We start from the raw sequence: 17,328 nt of genomic DNA on the forward strand, positions 1-17,328 counted from the left end.
GTCACCCCCGACCAGGGCCCGGTGCGCATGGCCGAGGCTCCCGCAGCCGGGTCCGCCGCGCCGATCCGCATGGCGCTGCTGCTGCCGCTGCGTTCCGAGACGCTGGGCCTGGCCGCCTCGTCGGTGCGGGCCGGCTTCCTGGCGGCGTGGGAGCGCGACCGCGACAACATCACCGTGGACGTGATCGAAACCGGCGACGTGGCGCAGGACGTGCTGGCCAGCTACGCCCGCGCCCAGCAGCAGGACGACATCATCGTCGGCCCGCTGGCGCGCTCGGCCGTGGCGGCCATCGCGGCCAGTCCGCTGGTGCAGAAGCCCACCGTCGCGCTGAACTACCCGGACGGCCACGGCATGCCGGGCGCCGCGCCGCTGCCGCCGCAGATGCTGGCCATGGGCCTGTCGATCGAGGAGGAGGCGCGCCAGGCCGCGCAGTGGGCCGCCGCCGACCAGCCCGGCAGCACCGCCCTGATCTTAAGCACCAGCACGCCCTGGCAGCGGCGCGTGGCGGCCGCCTTCGCCGCGCAATGGGAGCGCCACGGCCTGCCATCCAAAACGATCGAGCTGGGCGCGCCGGACGGCTACCTCAGCGATCCGGAACTGGTGCAGCTGCGCGCCCGCCTGCGCGACGATCCGCCCGGCCTGCTGTTCTCGGCCATGAGCGCCGACCAGACCCGCCAGCTGCGCGGCGCCCTCAGCGACGGCGTCAGCACCGAGCCGACCAATCCCATCTTCAGCACCGCCGACGCGCTGCCGCCGCCGCCCGTTTCCACGCCGGGGCCCTCGCTGCGCGGCCTGCCGATCTACGGCACCTCGGCGCTGAACCCCGGCAGCGGCAGCAACAGCCCGACCCAGGAGCTGGACGGCGTGCACCTGCTGGACCTGCCGTGGCAGCTGCAGCGCGACCATCCGGCCGTGATGGTGTATCCGCATCCGCTGCAATCGAACAGCGCCGACATCGAGCGCCTGTACGCGCTGGGCATCGACGCCTACCGGGTGGCGCGCGAGATCGGCCGCCATCCGGTGGGGCGCTTCCAGCTGGACGGCGTGACCGGCCGGCTGAACGTGGACTTCGGCGAGGGCGCGGCCAGCTTCGAGCGCACCGAGCAGCCGGCCGTGTACCAGAACGGCGTGGCGCGCCCGGTCACGCCGTGAGGCCGCCATGCCGCGGACCGAACAGCAGCGCCTGGGCCGGCTCGGCGAAGACCGGGCGCTGGCCCACCTGAGCGCGGCCGGGCTGGTGCTGGTCGAGCGCAACTTCCTGTGCAAGGCCGGCGAGATCGACCTGATCATGCAGCACGGCGCCCATCTGGTGTTTGTGGAAGTGCGGCGGCGAGCCGGCAGCCGCTACGGCGGGGCGGCCGCCAGCGTCACCCCGGCCAAGCAGCGGCGGCTGATCCACGCGGCGCAGTTCTACCTGTTGCGCTACCGCGAATTGCCGCCGTGCCGCTTCGACCTGGTCGCCATCGACGGTGAAAAGTTGTCATGGATACAAAACACGCTGGAAATGTAAGCATTTTTAACAGCGCTTGTCCGGCTCGTTGTGCGGCTGCACTATAATCAGCACACTATGAATAATCAACGCATACTCTCGCACTTCCACGAAAGTGCCGAACTCAAAATCCAGTCCGCCACCGTCCTCGCTCCGCACATCGCGCAAGCGATCGAGCTGATGTTCTCGGCGTTGTCCAACGGCAACAAGATTCTGGTGTGCGGCAACGGCGGTTCGGCCGCCGACGCCCAGCACTTCGCGGCCGAGCTGGTGGGGCGCTTCGAGCGCGAACGCTTCCCGCTGCCGGCCATGGCGCTGACCACCGACACGTCGATCCTGACGGCGGTGGCCAACGACTACAGCTACCGCGAGATCTTCTCCAAGCAGGTGCAGGCGTTCGGCCAGGCCGGCGACATCCTGCTGGCGTTCTCGACCTCGGGCAACTCGGCCAACGTGATGGCCGCGATCGAGGCCGCGCTGGAGCGCGAAATGCGCGTGGTGGCGATGACCGGCAAGGGCGGCGGCGCCATCGGCAAGATGCTGACCGACGCCGACGTCCACATCTGCGTGCCGGCCGACCGCACCGCCCGCATCCAGGAAGTGCATCTGGTGACCATACATTGCATTTGCGACGGCATCGACGTCGCGCTATTCGGAGGAGATGTGAATGACTAATCCCGGCGTAATCTGGAAAAAAGTACAGCGGCCGCTGGCCATGAGCGTGCTGTGTGGCGCCATGCTGGCCTCGCTGTCGGGCTGTGTCGCGCTGGTCGCGGGCGGCGCCATTTCCGGGACGCTGGCCGCAACCGACCGCCGCACCCTGGGTGCGCAGACGGAAGACCGGGCGATCGAAGTCAAGGGCGGCATCAAGCTCAACAACGTCGTCGGCGATGCGGGTCACATCAACATCAACAGTTTCAACCGCCGGGCGCTGCTGACCGGCGAGGTGCGTGACGAGGCCATGAAGGCCACCGCCGAGCGCGAGCTGCGCGGCATCGAGGGCGTGGTCTCGGTGATCAACGAGCTGGAGATCGCCGGGCCGTCCAGCTACACCTCGCGCTCGAACGACGCGCTGATCACCACCAAGGTCAAGGCCAGCCTGGTCGACAAGAAGGATATCTCGGCCAACTCCTACCAGGTGGTGACCGAGCGCGGCGTGGTCTACCTGCAGGGCCGCGTGACCCAGCGCGAAGGCCAGATCGGCGCCGACGTGGCGCGCGGCGTGAGCGGCGTGTACAAGGTGGTCAAGGTGTTCGAATACATCACCGAGGAAGAATGGCAGAGCCTGCAGCCAGCCAAGCCGGCCGGCAACTCGTAATCCGGATGGGGTCTATAATGGCCCCATCACCTTTTTAGTCCGAGCCCATCATGCAGCAGACGAAATCTTCCCCCGGCTGGATCAAGCCGGTGCTGGCCGCCGTGGTCATCGCCGCGGCCGGCTTTGGCGGCTACCTGTCGCTGAACAAGCGCCAGGCCGCCCCCGAGGTCACCTTCCTGAGCATCAAGGGCGACAAGATCTCGCCGGAGAGCCTGCGCGGCAAGGTGGTGATGGTCAATTTCTGGGCCACCTCGTGCACCACCTGCGTGGGCGAGATGCCGAAGATGGTCGACACCTACAACAAGTTCAAGGGGCAGGGGCTGGAGTTCGTGGCCGTGGCGATGAGCTACGACCCGCCCAACTACGTGCTGAACTACGCTGAAACGCGCCAGCTGCCGTTCAAGGTCGCGCTCGACACGGACGGCTCGGCCGCCAAGGCCTACGGCAACGTCGCGATGACGCCGACCACCTTCGTCATCGGCAAGGACGGCAAGATCCTCAAGCGCTACCTGGGCGAGCCGGATTTCCCGGCGCTGCACAAGCTGCTGGAAGAATCGCTGCACGGCTGACCCGTCAGAATCCCGCCTGCGCCGACAGGTACAGGCCGCGCTGCCGCTTCGGATTAAAGATGGTGATATCGCCCAGGTCGGCATATGCGGCCGTTAGCGAGAAATTTTTGCTCGGGAACCAGGCCACGAACACGTCGTAATACGCCTTCTCGTTGTCCACGCCCAGGTTGTGCGGCTTGCGGCGGTATTCGGCGCCCAGCGCCAGCTTGCGGTTGACCAGGTAGGCCGCCGACACCTCCGGCATCAGCCGCAGGCTGTCGCCCTTGTCGCCGCCGAAGCCCAACAAGCCCATCTGATTGGCGCGGGTCGCGCGCAATGTGCCGTTCAGTAGCAGGCTCTGCTCGAACAGGATCTTGGTGGCCGCCACGTAGTAGTCGTAGCCGTGGTCATCCTTCGCGCCCAGTTGCTTCACATTGCTCACGCCCAGCGCACCCAGTCCGTCCACACCCCGGTTGCGCTTGTAGAGCATGCCGATCGCCACCTGCGGCATCGGGCTGTCCTGCCCGTACACCGCGTCGCCCGCCACCCTCACTTTCACGCCGACGATGTCCTGCCGGATGTCGAGCAGGTTCAGCGGCGCCAGGCTGCCCTGGAAGCGCTGCTTAGCCAGGGTCAGCTCCAGCCGGTCGGCGATGCCCACCGCCACGCCGTAGCTGTCGAGCTTGTAGTCCTGGGTGGCGAGGTGGGTATAGTGCGCATTCGCGCCCCAGCTGTCGCGCGTGCCGTAGCCGCCGATCAGCGCCCACGGCGAGATGCCGCCACCACCCGCGCCCTCGACCTGGCTGACGCCGCCGGTGGCGAGGAACTTGCCCATATCCGGCCGGCCCTGCGCGGCCCGCTCGGTGACGATGTCGCGCCGCATCGGCGCCAGCTTGGCGATCAGCTTGTTGGCCACGCGATTGGGCACCTGGTTGCGTTCCATCGCGATCTGCAAATCCTCGGTCAGCGCGTTGAACATGGCATCGGTGATCTTCAAGTCCTGATGCACGGTCGCCATGTCGCGCACGGTGCCGACGCCATCCATGGTCCGGTCGCGGTGCTGGCCGGTGTAGCGGCACGGCCCGCCGGCGAATTCGCAGAACTGCTCGCGCAGCCGCGCATTCAACTGCACCATGTCGAAGTCGTCGAAGGTCGCCTTGATGCGCGCGTCGGCCAGCACCAGCGGGATGAAGGTGTCGACAATGCGCTTGATGCCATCCTTGCCGCCGAGGCCGGCGTAGGTGGTGTCGTCGGTGTAGGGCGTTTGCGCGGCCGCCAGCGACGACGCCAGCAACAAGCCCAGCCCGGCTATCCTGGAAAGGGAGCGCATGCCGTCACCCCTGCTTCGGGAACAAGATCATCTGCGTGCAGCGGAACAGGGCGATGGTCTTGCCGGTCTCCTTGTTGCTGACGATGGCGTCCCACACCTGCGTGGTGCGCCCCAGGTGCACCGCCTTCGCGGTCGCCACCACGACGCCGTCGCGCGCCGTGCCCAGATGGTTGGATTTCAGTTCGATGGTGGTGAAACTCTGCCCGCCCTCCGGCAAATGCGAGAAGCAGGCGTAGCCGCAGGCGGTGTCGGCCAGCGTCACCACGCTGCCGGCGTGCAGGTAGCCGTTCGGCGCCAGGTGCTGCGGCGTGACGGCGAACTCGGCCACGATCTCGCCCTCGCGCACGCCGGTGACGACGATCCCCAGATGATCCGGCAAGCTGCCCTTGCCGAAGCTGTTGAAGTATTCCGGGTTGAACTGGCTGGCGTCCATGACTATCCTTCGCGAGTGGGGGCCTGGGCCCGACACCCGCGATGATAGCAATTTTCCCCGGTCAGAAGTGGTAACCCATCGCCACCTTGAAGCTGCGGCCCGGATCGAACCACGAACGCCCCGTGTTGCCGATGAATTGCTGGTTGGTCTGCCTGGTCACCGTCTGCGTCAGGTTGCTGACGCTGGCGCTGGCCCACAGCTTGTCGGTGAAGTTGTAGTTGAGACTGGCGTCCCACTGTCCCACAGCCTCTTGCCAGACCGGCAGTCCCCAACCCACGTCCGTCGGCGCGACCCCGTTGACGAGGCGGGCCGGATCGGCGCTGACGGCGTCGCTGCCGCCGGCGCCGAACGCATTGGTCGCCAACAAGGTGCGGGAGCGCCAGCTATACGCCAACCGTGCCGACACCGGCCCGCGGTCGTACATCAGCCCCAGGTTGAAGGCATGCTTGGACAGGTTGACCACCGGCAGGTCCTTGAAGGGCAGGCCGTTGGTGTCGCAACCGTAGAGATTGGTCAGGCTGTCGCTGCTGCCGTTCTTGGGGCAGTAAGGCGACGTGTACGGGTGGTACAGGTCCTGCTTGCCGTCCAGGTAGGTCCAGTTGGCGGAGATGCCGAAGCCCTTCGCCCAGTCGGGTATCCCGGCCAGCCCCGGAATTTTATCCAGGTAGGTCTGGCCGGCGATTTCAATACCGCCCTCCCACAGCTTGGCCGCGTTGGCCGGCCCGGTGATGACAAACTCCTGCGGATTACCGGCCAGGTCCTTGATGCTCCTGGTGTAGGTATCGGTCATGATGATGTCCTTGATCTTCTTGTAGAACACCACCGCCGTGAGCGACTGGCCGCTCTGCGGATACCATTCCAGCGACAGATCGAAGTTGTTCGATTTCAGCGGCTTCAGGTTCGCATTGCCCGAGTTGGTGCCGACGTAGCTGACCGATTTGATCGTGCTGACGCCGTTGACGGTGGCGTTGTCCACCTTCTGCTGCAGGCTGACGTACTCCTGCACCTGATCGAAGCCAGGGCGGGAAATGCCCTGCGACAGCGCAAGCCTGGACTGCAGCTTGTCGGTCAGGCTCACCTTCAGGTTCAGGCTGGGGATCACGTCGACGTGGCTGCCCTTGACATCGAGCGGCTCGTTGAACACCCCAAACCGTGGCAAGGCGGGATTGGTGGTCTCGGAATACTGCGGATTGAAGACCGTGTAACCGTGGGACTGCGCGCTCGACCGGACCACCCGCGCGCCCACATTGCCCTCCACCGGATACTTCAGGTCGTCGAAGCCGAAGCGCAGCGTGCCATACATGGCCTGGGTGTTTTCGCTGGCCGTCGACAGCGCGCCCTGCAACGGGTTTTGCGGGTTGATGTCCGCTGGGTTGTCCGAGAAGATCATCGGCCGCCAGTCGGCGCCCTGCGTCGAACAATCGTTGTTGGTGTTCTTGAGGCGATTGCCGTCTTCGCATTGCAGGCGCTTGACCGCCACCAGCGCCAGGTCCTGGGCCGGATAGTTGCGCACCGCGGCCATCGTCGGCACCACGATGGTTGGCGGCGAGCCCACCCTGCCGTTGAAGAAGTTGGGGAAGGCATATTGCTGGACGGGGGCAAGCGCCGCATATCGGGGATCGCTCAGGTAGCCGAAGTTGCCGCGGGACTGCCAGGAATTGCCGATCTCGGCGGCCGTCGGCGGCCGGCCCACCCCAGGGCTCTGGAACACCGACCACGGCTCGGACAGGGAATACCAGCCGCTGCCAACGCCGATCGCATGCGACGACGAGCGCTTGGTCAACCGCACGCCAAAGCGCAGGTCGCGCAGCACGTTGCTGTCGAAGACGAACTTGGCGTCGCCCTTCCACGCATACATGTCGCCCTTGGACTTGTTCAGGTAAGGCTGGAGGTTGTTGAAGAAGTAGTTGCCGGGATCGGCCAGGGCGGCGCGCGCGGCCGCGTCGAAGCTGACCGTGGGCCGCGGGGTGGTGAGGTCGAAGCTCATGCTGGGCACGAACGTCCCCATGTTGATCATGTTGCCGTCCCCGCCATTGGTGGCGTGCACCCACTGCAGATCGCTCTGGAAGGTCCAGCGCTCATCCATCCGCCATTTCGCGTTCCAGGAGATGTCGCGCGTGCGTCCATGGGCGTTGTCATAGGAGCTGCTCGTGCCCGCCGACAAACCGCCGGCCGCGAACTGGTTGCGGCCCAGGCCGCCCGGATAGCTCAACGTGCCCTTTTGCAGCACGCCGTGGGCGTCGTACTGGGCGTTGGTGAGCGTGAGGTCATACGGCGTCAAGCCGGAATTGCCATCCGACGCGGTGCTGAAGAAGCTGCCGTTGACGCTCTCCGAACGGAAGCCCGAATCGAAGTAAGTCAGCGACGACTCCTTGTCGTTCTTCTTCCATTGCAGCGCGGCGTAGACACCCGCGCGTTCAGACTTGCCCTCGCCGGTGCCCCAGGAGGTGCCGTTCGGCACCCACACCGTCTGGCCGGGGACCGGCTTGCTCAGCGGGTAGTAGGCGCCGAGGCTGTAGGAGTCGGAGCGGAACGCGGATTTGCCGTAGGAGACATCGATCAGCGCGCCGACCTCGCCCATGTCGCTGGACCAGCGGTTGGAGTACAGGCCGGAGAAGGACGGCGTGTTCTTCTTGCCGAACGGGGTGTAGCTGTCCGAGACGGAGAAGGCGCCGCTCTGCCCTTTGGAGTCGAACGGCAAGCGCGTGCGCAGGTTGACCTGGCCGCTGATGCCACCCTCGATCAGCTCGGACGACGGGTTCTTGTAGACGTCCACGCCGGCCATCAGTTCCGGCGGGATGTCGCCCCAGCTCAGTTCGCGTCCCGGGAAGCCGGCCGAGAAGCCTTCGCGTCCGTTCAGCGTGGACGAGCCCCACGACAGGCCGCGGATCTGCACGCCCGAGCCTTCGACGTTGTAGGACAGCGGATTGCTGGCCGCGTTGGTGCGGGTGCGCGAGGTGTTGCGGTCCATGGTCACGCCCACCACACGCTGCAGCACCTCGGTGATCGACTTGTCCGGCAGCTTGCCGGCCTCGTCGGCCACGACCGAGTCGACGATCTGTTCGGCCTCCTGCTTGATGCGTTGCGAGGTCTCCAGCTGCTTGCGCTGGCCGGTCACCACCACCACTTTTTCCGCCGGCACGTCCTGGGCATCCGCCGGGGAACCGGTCTGCGCCAGCGCGCCGCCGCTGTACATCAGCGCCAGCTGCGCCGCCGCGATCGCCAGCGCGGTCATCTTCAGGGGTTTCCGGCTACCCAGTGTCTCAATCTTCTTCATTCTATTTATCCTCTTGTCTATGCCTTGATTGCGCGCCGCGCCGTCATTGGAAGGTGATGGCGCCGGTCAGCGTGAGCTTGGTGGTGAAGGTCAGCGCGGCCGCGCCCGGGGTCGACACCGAGGTGTTCACACCCGCCGCCGAGAATTCGACCTTGGAGATCGGGTAGTCCTGCAGCTCGTTCCACAAGTCCAGCCCGGTCAGGCCGCACGATTCGTTGATCGTGAACTTGTCGCGCAGGCTGACGCTGTAGTCCGTGGCGGCGGCGGCGGTGGGCTTCACCACGGCGCGCAGCGTGACGTTGCAGGCCTTGCCTTCTTTGATCGCGAAGTGGCCGAGGGCCAGGTCGACATTGACCGCGTTGTTACTGGTGCTGAACCATTCGCTGTTCATCGCCATGTTGAACTTCACCGCCGCCTGGGCATCGATGCGGACGCCGGTCAGCGTGTCGCCGTTCGCGGCCAGATCGGTCAGGGTGCCGGCGAACAGCTTGATGCCCCAATACGCGCCGATGCCGGCTGGATCCTTGGGCTGGATGTTGTAGAAATACGTGAAGCTGGCGCCATCGCTGGAGACCGAGCTGCCGCACCAGTTCGAGCCGCAATACCAGCCGTCCACGCTGCTGCCCGAGTAGGGGCTGACGGTGCCGAGCTCCTTGGTTTGACTGGTGTCCTTGTAGCCGGTCAGGAACGGCACGGCGGCCGCCTGTTCGGTGCCGATCGGAATATTCTTGACCGTCGTCGCCTTCGCAAAGATGTCGCTGCCTTCCTGCGTGGCGGTGACGACGCACAGGCCGTTGGCGAGCTTGGACAGCGAGGTGCCGCTGACCGAACACACCGCCGGCGTGCTGGTCGTGAAGACCACGGGCTGTCCCGTGTTGGTGGCCGCGGCCAGCGTCACCGGCTGCGCATCCAGCGCTTGCCAGCCAGGATTGCGGAAGACCACCATCTGCGGCCGCTTGGGAATGACGAAGATCTGGCTGTGCGAGGCCGCGGCGTAGCCTTGATAACCGGACTGGGTGGCGGTCACGGAGCACTCGCCCGCCACCAGCAGCGACACGGTGTCGCCGCTGACGGTGCAGACCGTCGGCGTATTCGAGGTGAAGGTGACCGGTCCGCCGGAGCTGGCCGTCGCCACCAGCTTGGTGGTCGCGACGGTGGGCGGAACCCCGACCACCGCCCCGCCAGGGAAATCGAACGCGATCGTCTGCACCGCGCCGCCGCTGCCGCCACTACCGCCTCCGCCGCCGCCACAACCGGCCAGCAGCGCCATGCAGGCCAGCCCGATGGCCGACAGTTGGAATCTTGTCGCTTCTTTTATCATCATTATTGTCTCCTCTTGTATGCTTGTTTTTAAATGTCTCGTCGCCGCTTCAGCGCGCCAGCATCCGGCGCAGATAGGCGTCGTGGGTGGGCATGGCCGCCACCAGGGCGGCGATGGTCTCGCGCCGCTGGCGCAGCGCCCGCAGCGCCTCGTCGCGCGGCAGTTCGGCCAGCTCCGGATCGGCGCGCTCCGGCCAGTGCCCCATGCCGGCGTGGATCGCCAGCCAGCTGTTGGCGTCGAAGCCTTCCCACTGGTACTGGTGCAGCACGCCGGCCTGGCGCCAGGCGTGGATCTTGTAGGCCAGGGTTTCCGGCAACTCCATGCTGGCCATGTGGCGCCACAGTTCGCCGTCGCGGCGCGCCGTGAGGCAGTAGTGCAGGATGATGAAATCGCGGATGCGCTCGAACTGGCGCGCCATGCCGGCGTTGTAGCCGCCGACCTCGGCCGTGGTGGGCCTGCCTTTCTGCAGCAGCGGGATCAGATTGCCCAGGCCGCTCTGGATCAGGAAGATGCTGGTCGACTCCAGCGGCTCCAGGAAGCCCGAGGCCAGTCCCAGCCCGACCACGTTGTGGACCCAGCAGCGCTGCCGGTGGCCGGTGGTGAAGCGCAGCAGGCGCGGCTCGGCCAGCGCCGGGCCGTCCAGTTGCGCCAGCAATTGTTCGCGCGCGCGCTCCTCGTCGAGGTAGCGGCTGGCGAACACGTGGCCGTTGCCGACCCGGTTGCGCAGCGGAATGCGCCAAGCCCAGCCCGCCTCCAGCGCGGTGGCGCGCGTGTACGGCGTCAGCGCCGGGCCGCTGGGCTCGCTGGGCACGGCCCAGGCGCGGTCCACCGGCAGCCAGTGGCTGAAGTCGGCGAAGGGCTCGTCCAGCGTGCGGCCCAGCAGCAGCGAGGCGAAGCCGGAGCAGTCGATGAACAGGTCGCCGGCCAGCTCGCGGCCATCGGCCAGCTTGAGGCTGGCCACGCCGCCGTCGGCGCGCCGCGCCGCGTCGACGATGCGGCCCTCGGTGCGGCGCACGCCGCGTTTCAGCGCCAGCGCGCGCAGGAAGCCGGCGTACAGCGCCGCGTCGAAGTGGTAGGCATAGTTGAACGGCTGGTTCTCTTCCGAGGCCAGGCCCTGGAAGCGGCCCTGGCTGGCCATCACGCTCGACAGGCATTGCTCGCCCAGCGTGCCGAGGCCGGCGTCGCCGACCCGGCGGAAATGGCCCCACAGCGCATCCGGGCCGGTCAGGTCGCCGAAGTCGCCGAAGGTGTGGAAGTAGCTCTCGCCCCGGACGCGCCAGTCGCGGAATTCGATGCCCAGCTTGTAGGTGCCGTTGGTGGCGCGCAGGAACTCGGCCTCGTCGATGCCGGCCAGCCGGTGGAAATGGCGGATCGATGGAAACGTGGCTTCGCCCACGCCGACGATGCCGATCTCCTCGGATTCAACCAGCTCCACGGTGCAAGCCGGCAGGGCGGTCGCCAGCGCCGTCGCGGCCATCCAACCGGCCGCCCCGCCACCGACAACCACGATACGTTTGTATGCGGTGTCCATGCATGTCCCCTTGTAGACTGGCGCCTCAAGGCCATTGCTGCGGCGAGGGCATCAGTTCTTTATATATTGGAAACATCATTTTGAAAGATGATGCCTCCCGGGGACAATTCCAATAACTATCAAAACAACAGAGGAAATTACGTAAATGCGCAAAGGGCTCCTTGCGGAGCCCTCTTTATCAGCCTGCGGCCAGGACGTTGTGCGCCTGTTCGTCCGCGTGGTACGAGGAGCGCACCATGGCGCCCACCGCCGCGTGCTTGAAGCCCATCTTGTAGGCTTCTTCCTCGAACATCTTGAACACGTCCGGGTGCACGTAGCGGCGCACCGGCAGGTGGCTGTTGGACGGCGCCAGGTACTGGCCGATGGTCAGCATGTCGATGTTGTGCTCGCGCATGTCGCGCATCACCTGCAGGATTTCCTCGTCGGTCTCGCCCAGGCCGACCATGATGCCGGACTTGGTCTTCACCTCGGGGTACAGCTCCTTGAATTCCTTCAGCAGCTGCAGCGAGTGCATGTAGTCCGAACCCGGACGCGCTTCCTTGTACAGGCGCGGCACGGTTTCCAGGTTGTGGTTCATCACGTCCGGCAGGCCGTCCTTGAAGATGTCCAGCGCCTTTTGCAGGCGGCCGCGGAAGTCCGGCACCAGCACTTCGATCTGGGTCTTGGCCGACAGCGCGCGGGTGTGCTGGATGCACTCGACAAAGTGGCCGGCGCCGCCGTCACGCAGGTCGTCGCGGTCCACCGAGGTGATCACCACGTAGCTCAGGCGCAGTTCGGCGATGGTCTTGGCCAGGTTGGCCGGCTCGTCCTTGTCCAGCGGATCGGGACGGCCGTGGCCGACGTCGCAGAACGGGCAGCGGCGGGTGCATTTGTCGCCCATGATCATGAAGGTGGCCGTGCCCTTGCCGAAGCATTCGCCGATGTTCGGGCAGCTTGCCTCTTCGCACACGGTCACCAGCTTGTTCTCGCGCAGGATGTCCTTGATCTCGTAGAAGCGGGTCGAGGCCGACGCCGCCTTGACGCGGATCCACTCCGGCTTTTTCAGCCGCTCAACCTGCTCGATCGGCACGATCTTGATCGGGATGCGCGCGGTCTTGCTGGCGCCTTTTTGCTTTTCGCTCGGGTTGTAAGCCGGGGCAACGCTGGTGGTGGTTTCAGAAGTCATTTGGCTGCGTGCCCTCGCGGGCGAAGTTTGGTTATTCGTGTACTGCCGGTTCGGCCACCTGCGCCAATACGCGGATCAGCTCCTCGGCCAGTTGCTGTTGCACGTCGGACAACACGGCGGTCGCGCCGACGCTGCGCATGTCGGTCGTTTCCAGCCCGGCATAGCCGCAGGGGTTGATCCAGGAAAACGGGGCCAGGTCCATCGCCACATTCAGCGACAGCCCGTGATAGGTGCAACCGTTGCCGCGCACTTTCAGGCCGAGCGCGGCGATCTTGGCGCCTTGCTTCGGTCCGCCGGCCATGTAGATGCCCGGCGCGCCCGCAACGCGCTCACCGGCAAGATTATACGCCCCTAACACGTTGATGATCGCTTGCTCGATTTTATAGACGAATTGCCGGGCGTACAGTTTGCCGCCCGGCTTGTTGCGGCGCAGGTCCATCAGCAGGTAGATCACCACCTGGCCGGGGCCGTGGTAGGTGACCTCGCCGCCGCGGTCGGTCTGCACCACCGGGATGGCGGACGCGCCCGCCAGCAGGTGGCCGCGGTCGGCGCCCAGGCCCAGCGTGAACACGGGCGGGTGCTCGACGATCCACAGTTCGTCGCGGGTGTCCGGCGTGCGCGCGTCGGTGAAGGCGCGCATCGCGGCGAACGTGCTGTCGTAGTCGGAAAGGCCGAGGTGGCGGATCAGCGCCGGCTCGGTGGAGGTAGGGGACGTCATCCCGACATTATAAATCAGCCCGGCTGGTGGCGCTCCAGCCATTGCTGGATGGAAGGCCGCTGCCACTGGCCTGCGGCGTAGTCCTTGAGCTTTTGCGGCACCTCGTCGCCGTTCAAGATCAGGCGGTTGAGCATCAGCGCCAGGTCGGCGTCGGCCAGCGACCAGTCGCCGAACAGGTGGGGGCTGCCTTCCTGCACAAACTGGCCGGCGGCGTGGATCAGCTTGTTCGCGGCGGCCTGGCCGGCTGCCGTCAGCGGCGCGCTGGCCTTGCCGAAAAATACCGTTTCCGTGTCGCGCTCGGCGCGCACCGGCAGCAGGTCGCTGCGCAGCCAGGCCTGGATCTGCCGCGCCTGGGCCCGCTGGCGCCGGTCCTTCGGATACAGCGAAATGTATTCCGGCGCCGGAAAGCTCTCGTCCAGGTATTCGGTGATGGCGGTCGACTCGGTCAGCACAAAATCACCCTCGACCAGCGCCGGCACCCGGGCGGTCAGCGCGCGGGTTGCGTAGGCGCTGAGTTTCTGCTGGCCGGCCTCCAGGTCCACCGTCTTGACGCTGAACGGCAAGCGCTTTTCGGTCAGCGCCACAAAGGCCGACATGGCGTAAGGGCTGGTGAACAGGCTGTCGACGTACAGTTCAAAAGGCATGGCGGCTCCGGCTAGAGTAGATTTATTCACATGGTAAGCCTTGCCGTAGCGCCTGTATAACGTTATATTTTCGTGATTCTAGCTAATTTTATTCACATAGTTATCCACAGCATGCCGACCTGATGAGCGCCAGCCGCCGCCTGCCCAATTTTTCCGCACTGCGCGCCTTCGAGGCGGCGGCACGCCACGAGAACTTCTCGCGGGCGGCGGAAGAGTTGCATCTGACGCATGGCGCGATCAGCCATCAGGTCCGGGCGTTGGAGGAGGAATTGGGCCGGCCACTGTTCGTGCGGCACGGCCGGCAAGTGAAAATAACTAGCGACGCGCTGAAATTTGCCCAGTTTTTAGGCAAGTCCTTTGCCGACATCGCCGCCGCGGCGGATGCCATGCGGGCCTCGACCGTCAACCAGCGGCTGACGATTTCGTCGATTCCGTCGTTTGCCGCGCGCTGGCTGGCGCCCCGGCTGGGCCGCTTCATCGACCTGTATCCGGATATCGAGGTGGTGCTGCAATCGAGCGGCCAGCTGCAGGACCTGGCGCGCGACGGCATCGATGTCGGCATCCGCTTCGGGCGCGGCAACTATCCGGGGCTGGTGGTGCAGCGGCTGATGGGCGATGTCTATTATCCCGTAGTGAGTCCCCACTATCGCCGCGGACAGCTGCCGACGGCACCACAGGAGCTGAGCCGGCACACGCTGCTGCGCTCGGTGGAGCCATGGTCGCCGTGGCTGCGCGCGGCCGGGGTCGACATGGCCGAGCCGTCCGGCGGCTTGATGTTCGAGGATTTGTCGATGCTGATACGCTCCGCCGCCGACGGCAACGGGGTGGCGCTGGTGCGCCATGTGGTGGCGATGCAGGAGATCGCCTCCGGGCAGCTGCGGCGGCTGTTCGATACCGCCACGCCGTGCCCGGATGAATACTTCTTCGTCTCGCCGCCCGGCGCGGCCGGCCGGCCGCAGGTGCAGGCGTTCCGCGACTGGCTGCTGGAGGAGATTGCCGCCTTCCAGCGCCAGCAAGCCTGATTTACATCACAATCTTGACCATCGGGTGTGCCGACAGCTCGGAATACAGCGCGTCCAGCTGCTCGCGGCTGATGGCGCGCACCACCACGGTCAGGCCGGTGTAGTTGCCCTTGGCCGAAGGACGCACTTCCATTTTGCCTTCATGGAAATCCTTGTCATGCTTTTGCACCACCAGCACGATGGTCGGGGCGAAATCGATATGAGTCGGGCCCATCACCTTGATCGGGAAGTCGCTCGGGTACTCGATGAGGGACTCTGACGGCGGGATCGCTTGCATATTCATTCCAATCAAAAAAGAAAACCGGCGGCGCCAACACGGCGCCCCCGGCCTCTATTGTAGCCAATTCAGCGCAGGCTTATGCTTTGCCCAGCGCCAGCGTGGCCGGTTCCTGCGGCGCGGCCAGCTGCGCCTGCTGCTGGCCGGACAGCCGCTGCAGCCGCGCCAGCGCCGATTCGTTGGCGATGCCGGGCTGGCTGACCGACTTGCGGATCGCCTCCAGCTCGGCCGCCTGCTCGTACGGACGCTGGCCGATGTCGGTGACGATCTTCATGCCGGCCGCCTCGTTGCTGATGGCCTGGGCGCGGCGGGTCAGCGCGTTCAGCGCGCTGGAGTTGCCCTTCATGCCGGACAGCCCGGCCAGCTGGCTCTGGCGCTCGGCGCGCAGGTTCTGCAGGTCCTGCTGCGCGCGGGCCGAGGCCAGCGCCTGCATCGCCTTCTTGGCCGCCGAATCGAAATCGGCCAGCTGCTTGGACAGCGCGTCGACAATGGCCTGCAGCTCCTGCATGTATTGGCGGGCGTCGGCTTCCTCCTGCAATTCCTGCGGCATGCGCGCCTTGTTCGCCTCCAGCTCGTCGCAGAACAGGGTGATGGTCGCCTCCGAGATCTTGCCGGCGGCCAGGCGCTCGGCCAGCGTGCCGGCCGCCTGCTCGTCGGTGGCGATCAGCTGGCGCAGCTGGACCACGTCGGCCGCTTCCTTGTCGAAGGAGCTGCGGGCGGCGGCCAGTTTTTGGGCGGTCAGGCGCAGGCTGTCGGCCAGCCGGTCGCGGTCGGCCTCGGTGGCCGTTTCCGGATCAAAATTGGCGATCGCTTCGGAAACACGGTCGCCCAGCGCGCCAAAATGTTTGGAAATCAGGCGCGCGGTCAAACCCCAGCCGTTCAAGTTGCTCATGTCAGTCGTCCTTAAAAAGTTGCGCGTCATTGGATAACGACGCGTTGCTGCTCAACCGGGATGCCAATGACGAAGTCGACATGGATCCCGCGTTTTGATGCATCGCCGTTCACGCTGCTGATGATTTCAGTCGTGATCAGCAAATATTCCTTGCCGCCGCCGCGCAGTTCCCGCACGTACGGCATGAACACCATTTCCTGGCGCAGGCCGGTGCGGCCGCTGGCGTCGTCCAGCCGGGTCTCGGTGCCGGAGAACGGCGTGACGAACTCGGCGTTGGGATCGCCGGCGTCGCGCCAGTAGTCGACGCCGTCGCCCTGGCCGAACACCAGGTCCAGGTCGGACTCGTCCAGGCCCACATCGCCCAGCTGTTCGCGCCACAGCGTGTAGCTGCGGTCGCCCAGGCCGGCGCCGCCCTGGCCCAGGTAGGCTTCCTGGTCCTCCGCCGTTTCCGGGATCACCCGCGCCAGCTGGGTGCAATACATCACCTCGGACACCTGGCCCTGGGCGTCCTGGTACACCTGCAGGAATTTCTCCTTCGCGTCCAGGTCGCCGGTGTCCAGGTAGTAGCGGTACAGGCCGCCGCTCTGCTGGAGCCGGATCTGCGACACCGCCACGATGCGGGTGTCGCCCGCGTCCGGCAGCGTGATCAGCGAGCCGTCGCCGGCGGCGCGCAGCAGCGGCGACTGCTGCAGCTGGAGCACGCTGCCGATGCGCGCGCCCAGCGGCAAGTCCCGGTCCGTGCGCGGCGCCTCGGCCCCGCCCAGCCTGGCCGCGCCATTGCGCAGGTAGTTGTATGCATCCGACCAGCCCATCTCAATTCCTTTCAAATGAATAATTTGTCGCGTTACCCGCCCGCAGGCGGCGCAGCTTGCGCACCGTGTACACCGCCGCCCACGCCATCACCCCCAGCACGCCCAGCCACACCAGCCAGCGCGCCACCCGGGCCAGGAAGGACGGCGCCGGCGGTGGGGCGGCCGGGACCGGATCGCCCAGTCCCGGCATGCCGTTAACCATGCCCGCTTGGGCCGCGCCGCTGCCGGCCTGGCTGGCGCCGTAGTCGACCGGGGCGCCGGCGGGGGCGGGCGCATTAGTGGTCGGATATGACACCGGCTGATGGCTCTGGCTCATCGCCCGCCCCAGCATGAAGCCCAGCACGCCGTGCATCAGGCCGCTACTGGGCTGCTGCACGATGACCGGCGCCTGCTGGTACACCGGCGGCGCCTGATACACCGGCGAGGGCTGCGGCCGCGAAACCGTATCGTTCAGCGGCGGCGGCGCGGCCGGCGCGGCGGCCGCTGCGCGGCGGGCGTCCAGCGTTTTCAGGGCGTTGGCCCGGGCCGCGCTCTGGTCCAGGTCGCGCGAG

The 17,328-nt window shown here is 66.3% G+C and carries 18 protein-coding genes; 6 read left to right on the plus strand and 12 right to left on the minus strand.

Annotated elements, in window-relative coordinates; translation table 11 throughout:
• From GTP90_RS31025 to GTP90_RS31045, 5 genes are all read left to right on the plus strand, one after another.
• Positions 1 to 1,152, plus strand: a 1,152-nt coding sequence (locus GTP90_RS31025; RefSeq protein ID WP_161087136.1) for a penicillin-binding protein activator, incomplete at its 5' end; no start/stop codon positions are given.
• A gap of 7 nt (positions 1,153 to 1,159) precedes the next feature.
• Positions 1,160 to 1,510, plus strand: coding sequence for a YraN family protein (locus tag GTP90_RS31030; RefSeq protein WP_161087137.1), 351 nt, complete (start codon positions 1,160 to 1,162; stop codon positions 1,508 to 1,510).
• A gap of 57 nt (positions 1,511 to 1,567) precedes the next feature.
• Complete coding sequence (locus GTP90_RS31035; protein ID WP_117012266.1) at positions 1,568 to 2,164, plus strand: phosphoheptose isomerase; 597 nt, start codon at positions 1,568 to 1,570, stop codon at positions 2,162 to 2,164.
• The gene (locus GTP90_RS31040; protein ID WP_161087138.1) at positions 2,157 to 2,807 is read left to right on the plus strand and encodes a BON domain-containing protein; all 651 of its coding nucleotides are present in this window, start codon (positions 2,157 to 2,159) and stop codon (positions 2,805 to 2,807) included. Before GTP90_RS31035 ends, GTP90_RS31040 begins: the two co-directional genes overlap by 8 nt.
• 50 nt (positions 2,808 to 2,857) lie before the next feature.
• Positions 2,858 to 3,376: a peroxiredoxin family protein gene (locus GTP90_RS31045; RefSeq protein ID WP_161087139.1), complete on the plus strand. Its 519-nt coding sequence runs from the start codon at positions 2,858 to 2,860 to the stop codon at positions 3,374 to 3,376.
• A 4-nt stretch (positions 3,377 to 3,380) separates the two neighbouring features.
• Here GTP90_RS31045 and GTP90_RS31050 read toward each other — a convergent pair whose 3' ends face one another.
• The 8 genes from GTP90_RS31050 to yfcF all read right to left on the minus strand — a co-directional run bounded on the left by GTP90_RS31050 (position 3,381) and on the right by yfcF (position 13,774).
• Entirely contained in the window at positions 3,381 to 4,685 is a 1,305-nt protein-coding gene (locus GTP90_RS31050) for a DUF3034 family protein (RefSeq protein ID WP_371875152.1), read from the minus strand.
• A gap of 4 nt (positions 4,686 to 4,689) precedes the next feature.
• Complete coding sequence (locus tag GTP90_RS31055; RefSeq protein ID WP_161087140.1) at positions 4,690 to 5,118, minus strand: PaaI family thioesterase; 429 nt, start codon at positions 5,116 to 5,118, stop codon at positions 4,690 to 4,692.
• Positions 5,119 to 5,179: 61 nt separating this feature from the next.
• Positions 5,180 to 8,395: a TonB-dependent receptor gene (locus tag GTP90_RS31060; protein WP_161087141.1), complete on the minus strand. Its 3,216-nt coding sequence runs from the start codon at positions 8,393 to 8,395 to the stop codon at positions 5,180 to 5,182.
• A 43-nt stretch (positions 8,396 to 8,438) separates the two neighbouring features.
• Positions 8,439 to 9,719 carry a hypothetical protein gene (locus GTP90_RS31065; protein WP_161087142.1) on the minus strand — a complete coding sequence of 427 codons (1,281 nt, stop codon included), beginning with the start codon at positions 9,717 to 9,719 and terminating at the stop codon, positions 8,439 to 8,441.
• A gap of 46 nt (positions 9,720 to 9,765) precedes the next feature.
• The gene (locus GTP90_RS31070) at positions 9,766 to 11,247 is read right to left on the minus strand and encodes a tryptophan halogenase family protein (RefSeq protein WP_161087143.1); all 1,482 of its coding nucleotides are present in this window, start codon (positions 11,245 to 11,247) and stop codon (positions 9,766 to 9,768) included.
• A 178-nt stretch (positions 11,248 to 11,425) separates the two neighbouring features.
• Positions 11,426 to 12,412 (minus strand): lipoyl synthase, encoded by a 987-nt coding sequence (gene lipA, locus GTP90_RS31075; RefSeq protein WP_161087144.1) that lies wholly within the window; start codon positions 12,410 to 12,412, stop codon positions 11,426 to 11,428.
• Positions 12,413 to 12,443: 31 nt separating this feature from the next.
• A complete protein-coding gene (gene lipB, locus GTP90_RS31080) occupies positions 12,444 to 13,130 on the minus strand; it encodes a lipoyl(octanoyl) transferase LipB (RefSeq protein ID WP_161087145.1) in 687 nt (228 codons plus the stop codon).
• A gap of 14 nt (positions 13,131 to 13,144) precedes the next feature.
• Entirely contained in the window at positions 13,145 to 13,774 is a 630-nt protein-coding gene (gene yfcF / locus GTP90_RS31085; RefSeq protein WP_161087146.1) for a glutathione transferase, read from the minus strand.
• A 122-nt stretch (positions 13,775 to 13,896) separates the two neighbouring features.
• Between yfcF and gcvA the strand changes: the two genes are divergently transcribed.
• A complete protein-coding gene (gcvA, locus tag GTP90_RS31090) occupies positions 13,897 to 14,796 on the plus strand; it encodes a transcriptional regulator GcvA (RefSeq protein WP_161087147.1) in 900 nt (299 codons plus the stop codon).
• Position 14,797: 1 nt separating this feature from the next.
• Here the strand turns inward: gcvA and GTP90_RS31095 are convergent, their stop codons facing one another.
• The 4 genes from GTP90_RS31095 to GTP90_RS31110 form a co-directional block, all read right to left on the minus strand.
• Positions 14,798 to 15,073: a DUF493 family protein gene (locus GTP90_RS31095; RefSeq protein WP_117012278.1), complete on the minus strand. Its 276-nt coding sequence runs from the start codon at positions 15,071 to 15,073 to the stop codon at positions 14,798 to 14,800.
• Between the two features lie 79 nt (positions 15,074 to 15,152).
• Positions 15,153 to 15,965, minus strand: coding sequence for a coiled-coil domain-containing protein (locus GTP90_RS31100; RefSeq protein WP_161087148.1), 813 nt, complete (start codon positions 15,963 to 15,965; stop codon positions 15,153 to 15,155).
• A gap of 26 nt (positions 15,966 to 15,991) precedes the next feature.
• Positions 15,992 to 16,777: a DUF2491 family protein gene (locus GTP90_RS31105; RefSeq protein WP_161087149.1), complete on the minus strand. Its 786-nt coding sequence runs from the start codon at positions 16,775 to 16,777 to the stop codon at positions 15,992 to 15,994.
• Position 16,778: 1 nt separating this feature from the next.
• The coding region (locus tag GTP90_RS31110; RefSeq protein ID WP_161087150.1) for a hypothetical protein at positions 16,779 to 17,328 on the minus strand (550 nt) is incomplete at its 5' end.

Source organism: Duganella vulcania, assembly GCF_009857655.1.
GTDB classification, from domain to species: domain Bacteria; phylum Pseudomonadota; class Gammaproteobacteria; order Burkholderiales; family Burkholderiaceae_D; genus Rugamonas; species Rugamonas vulcania.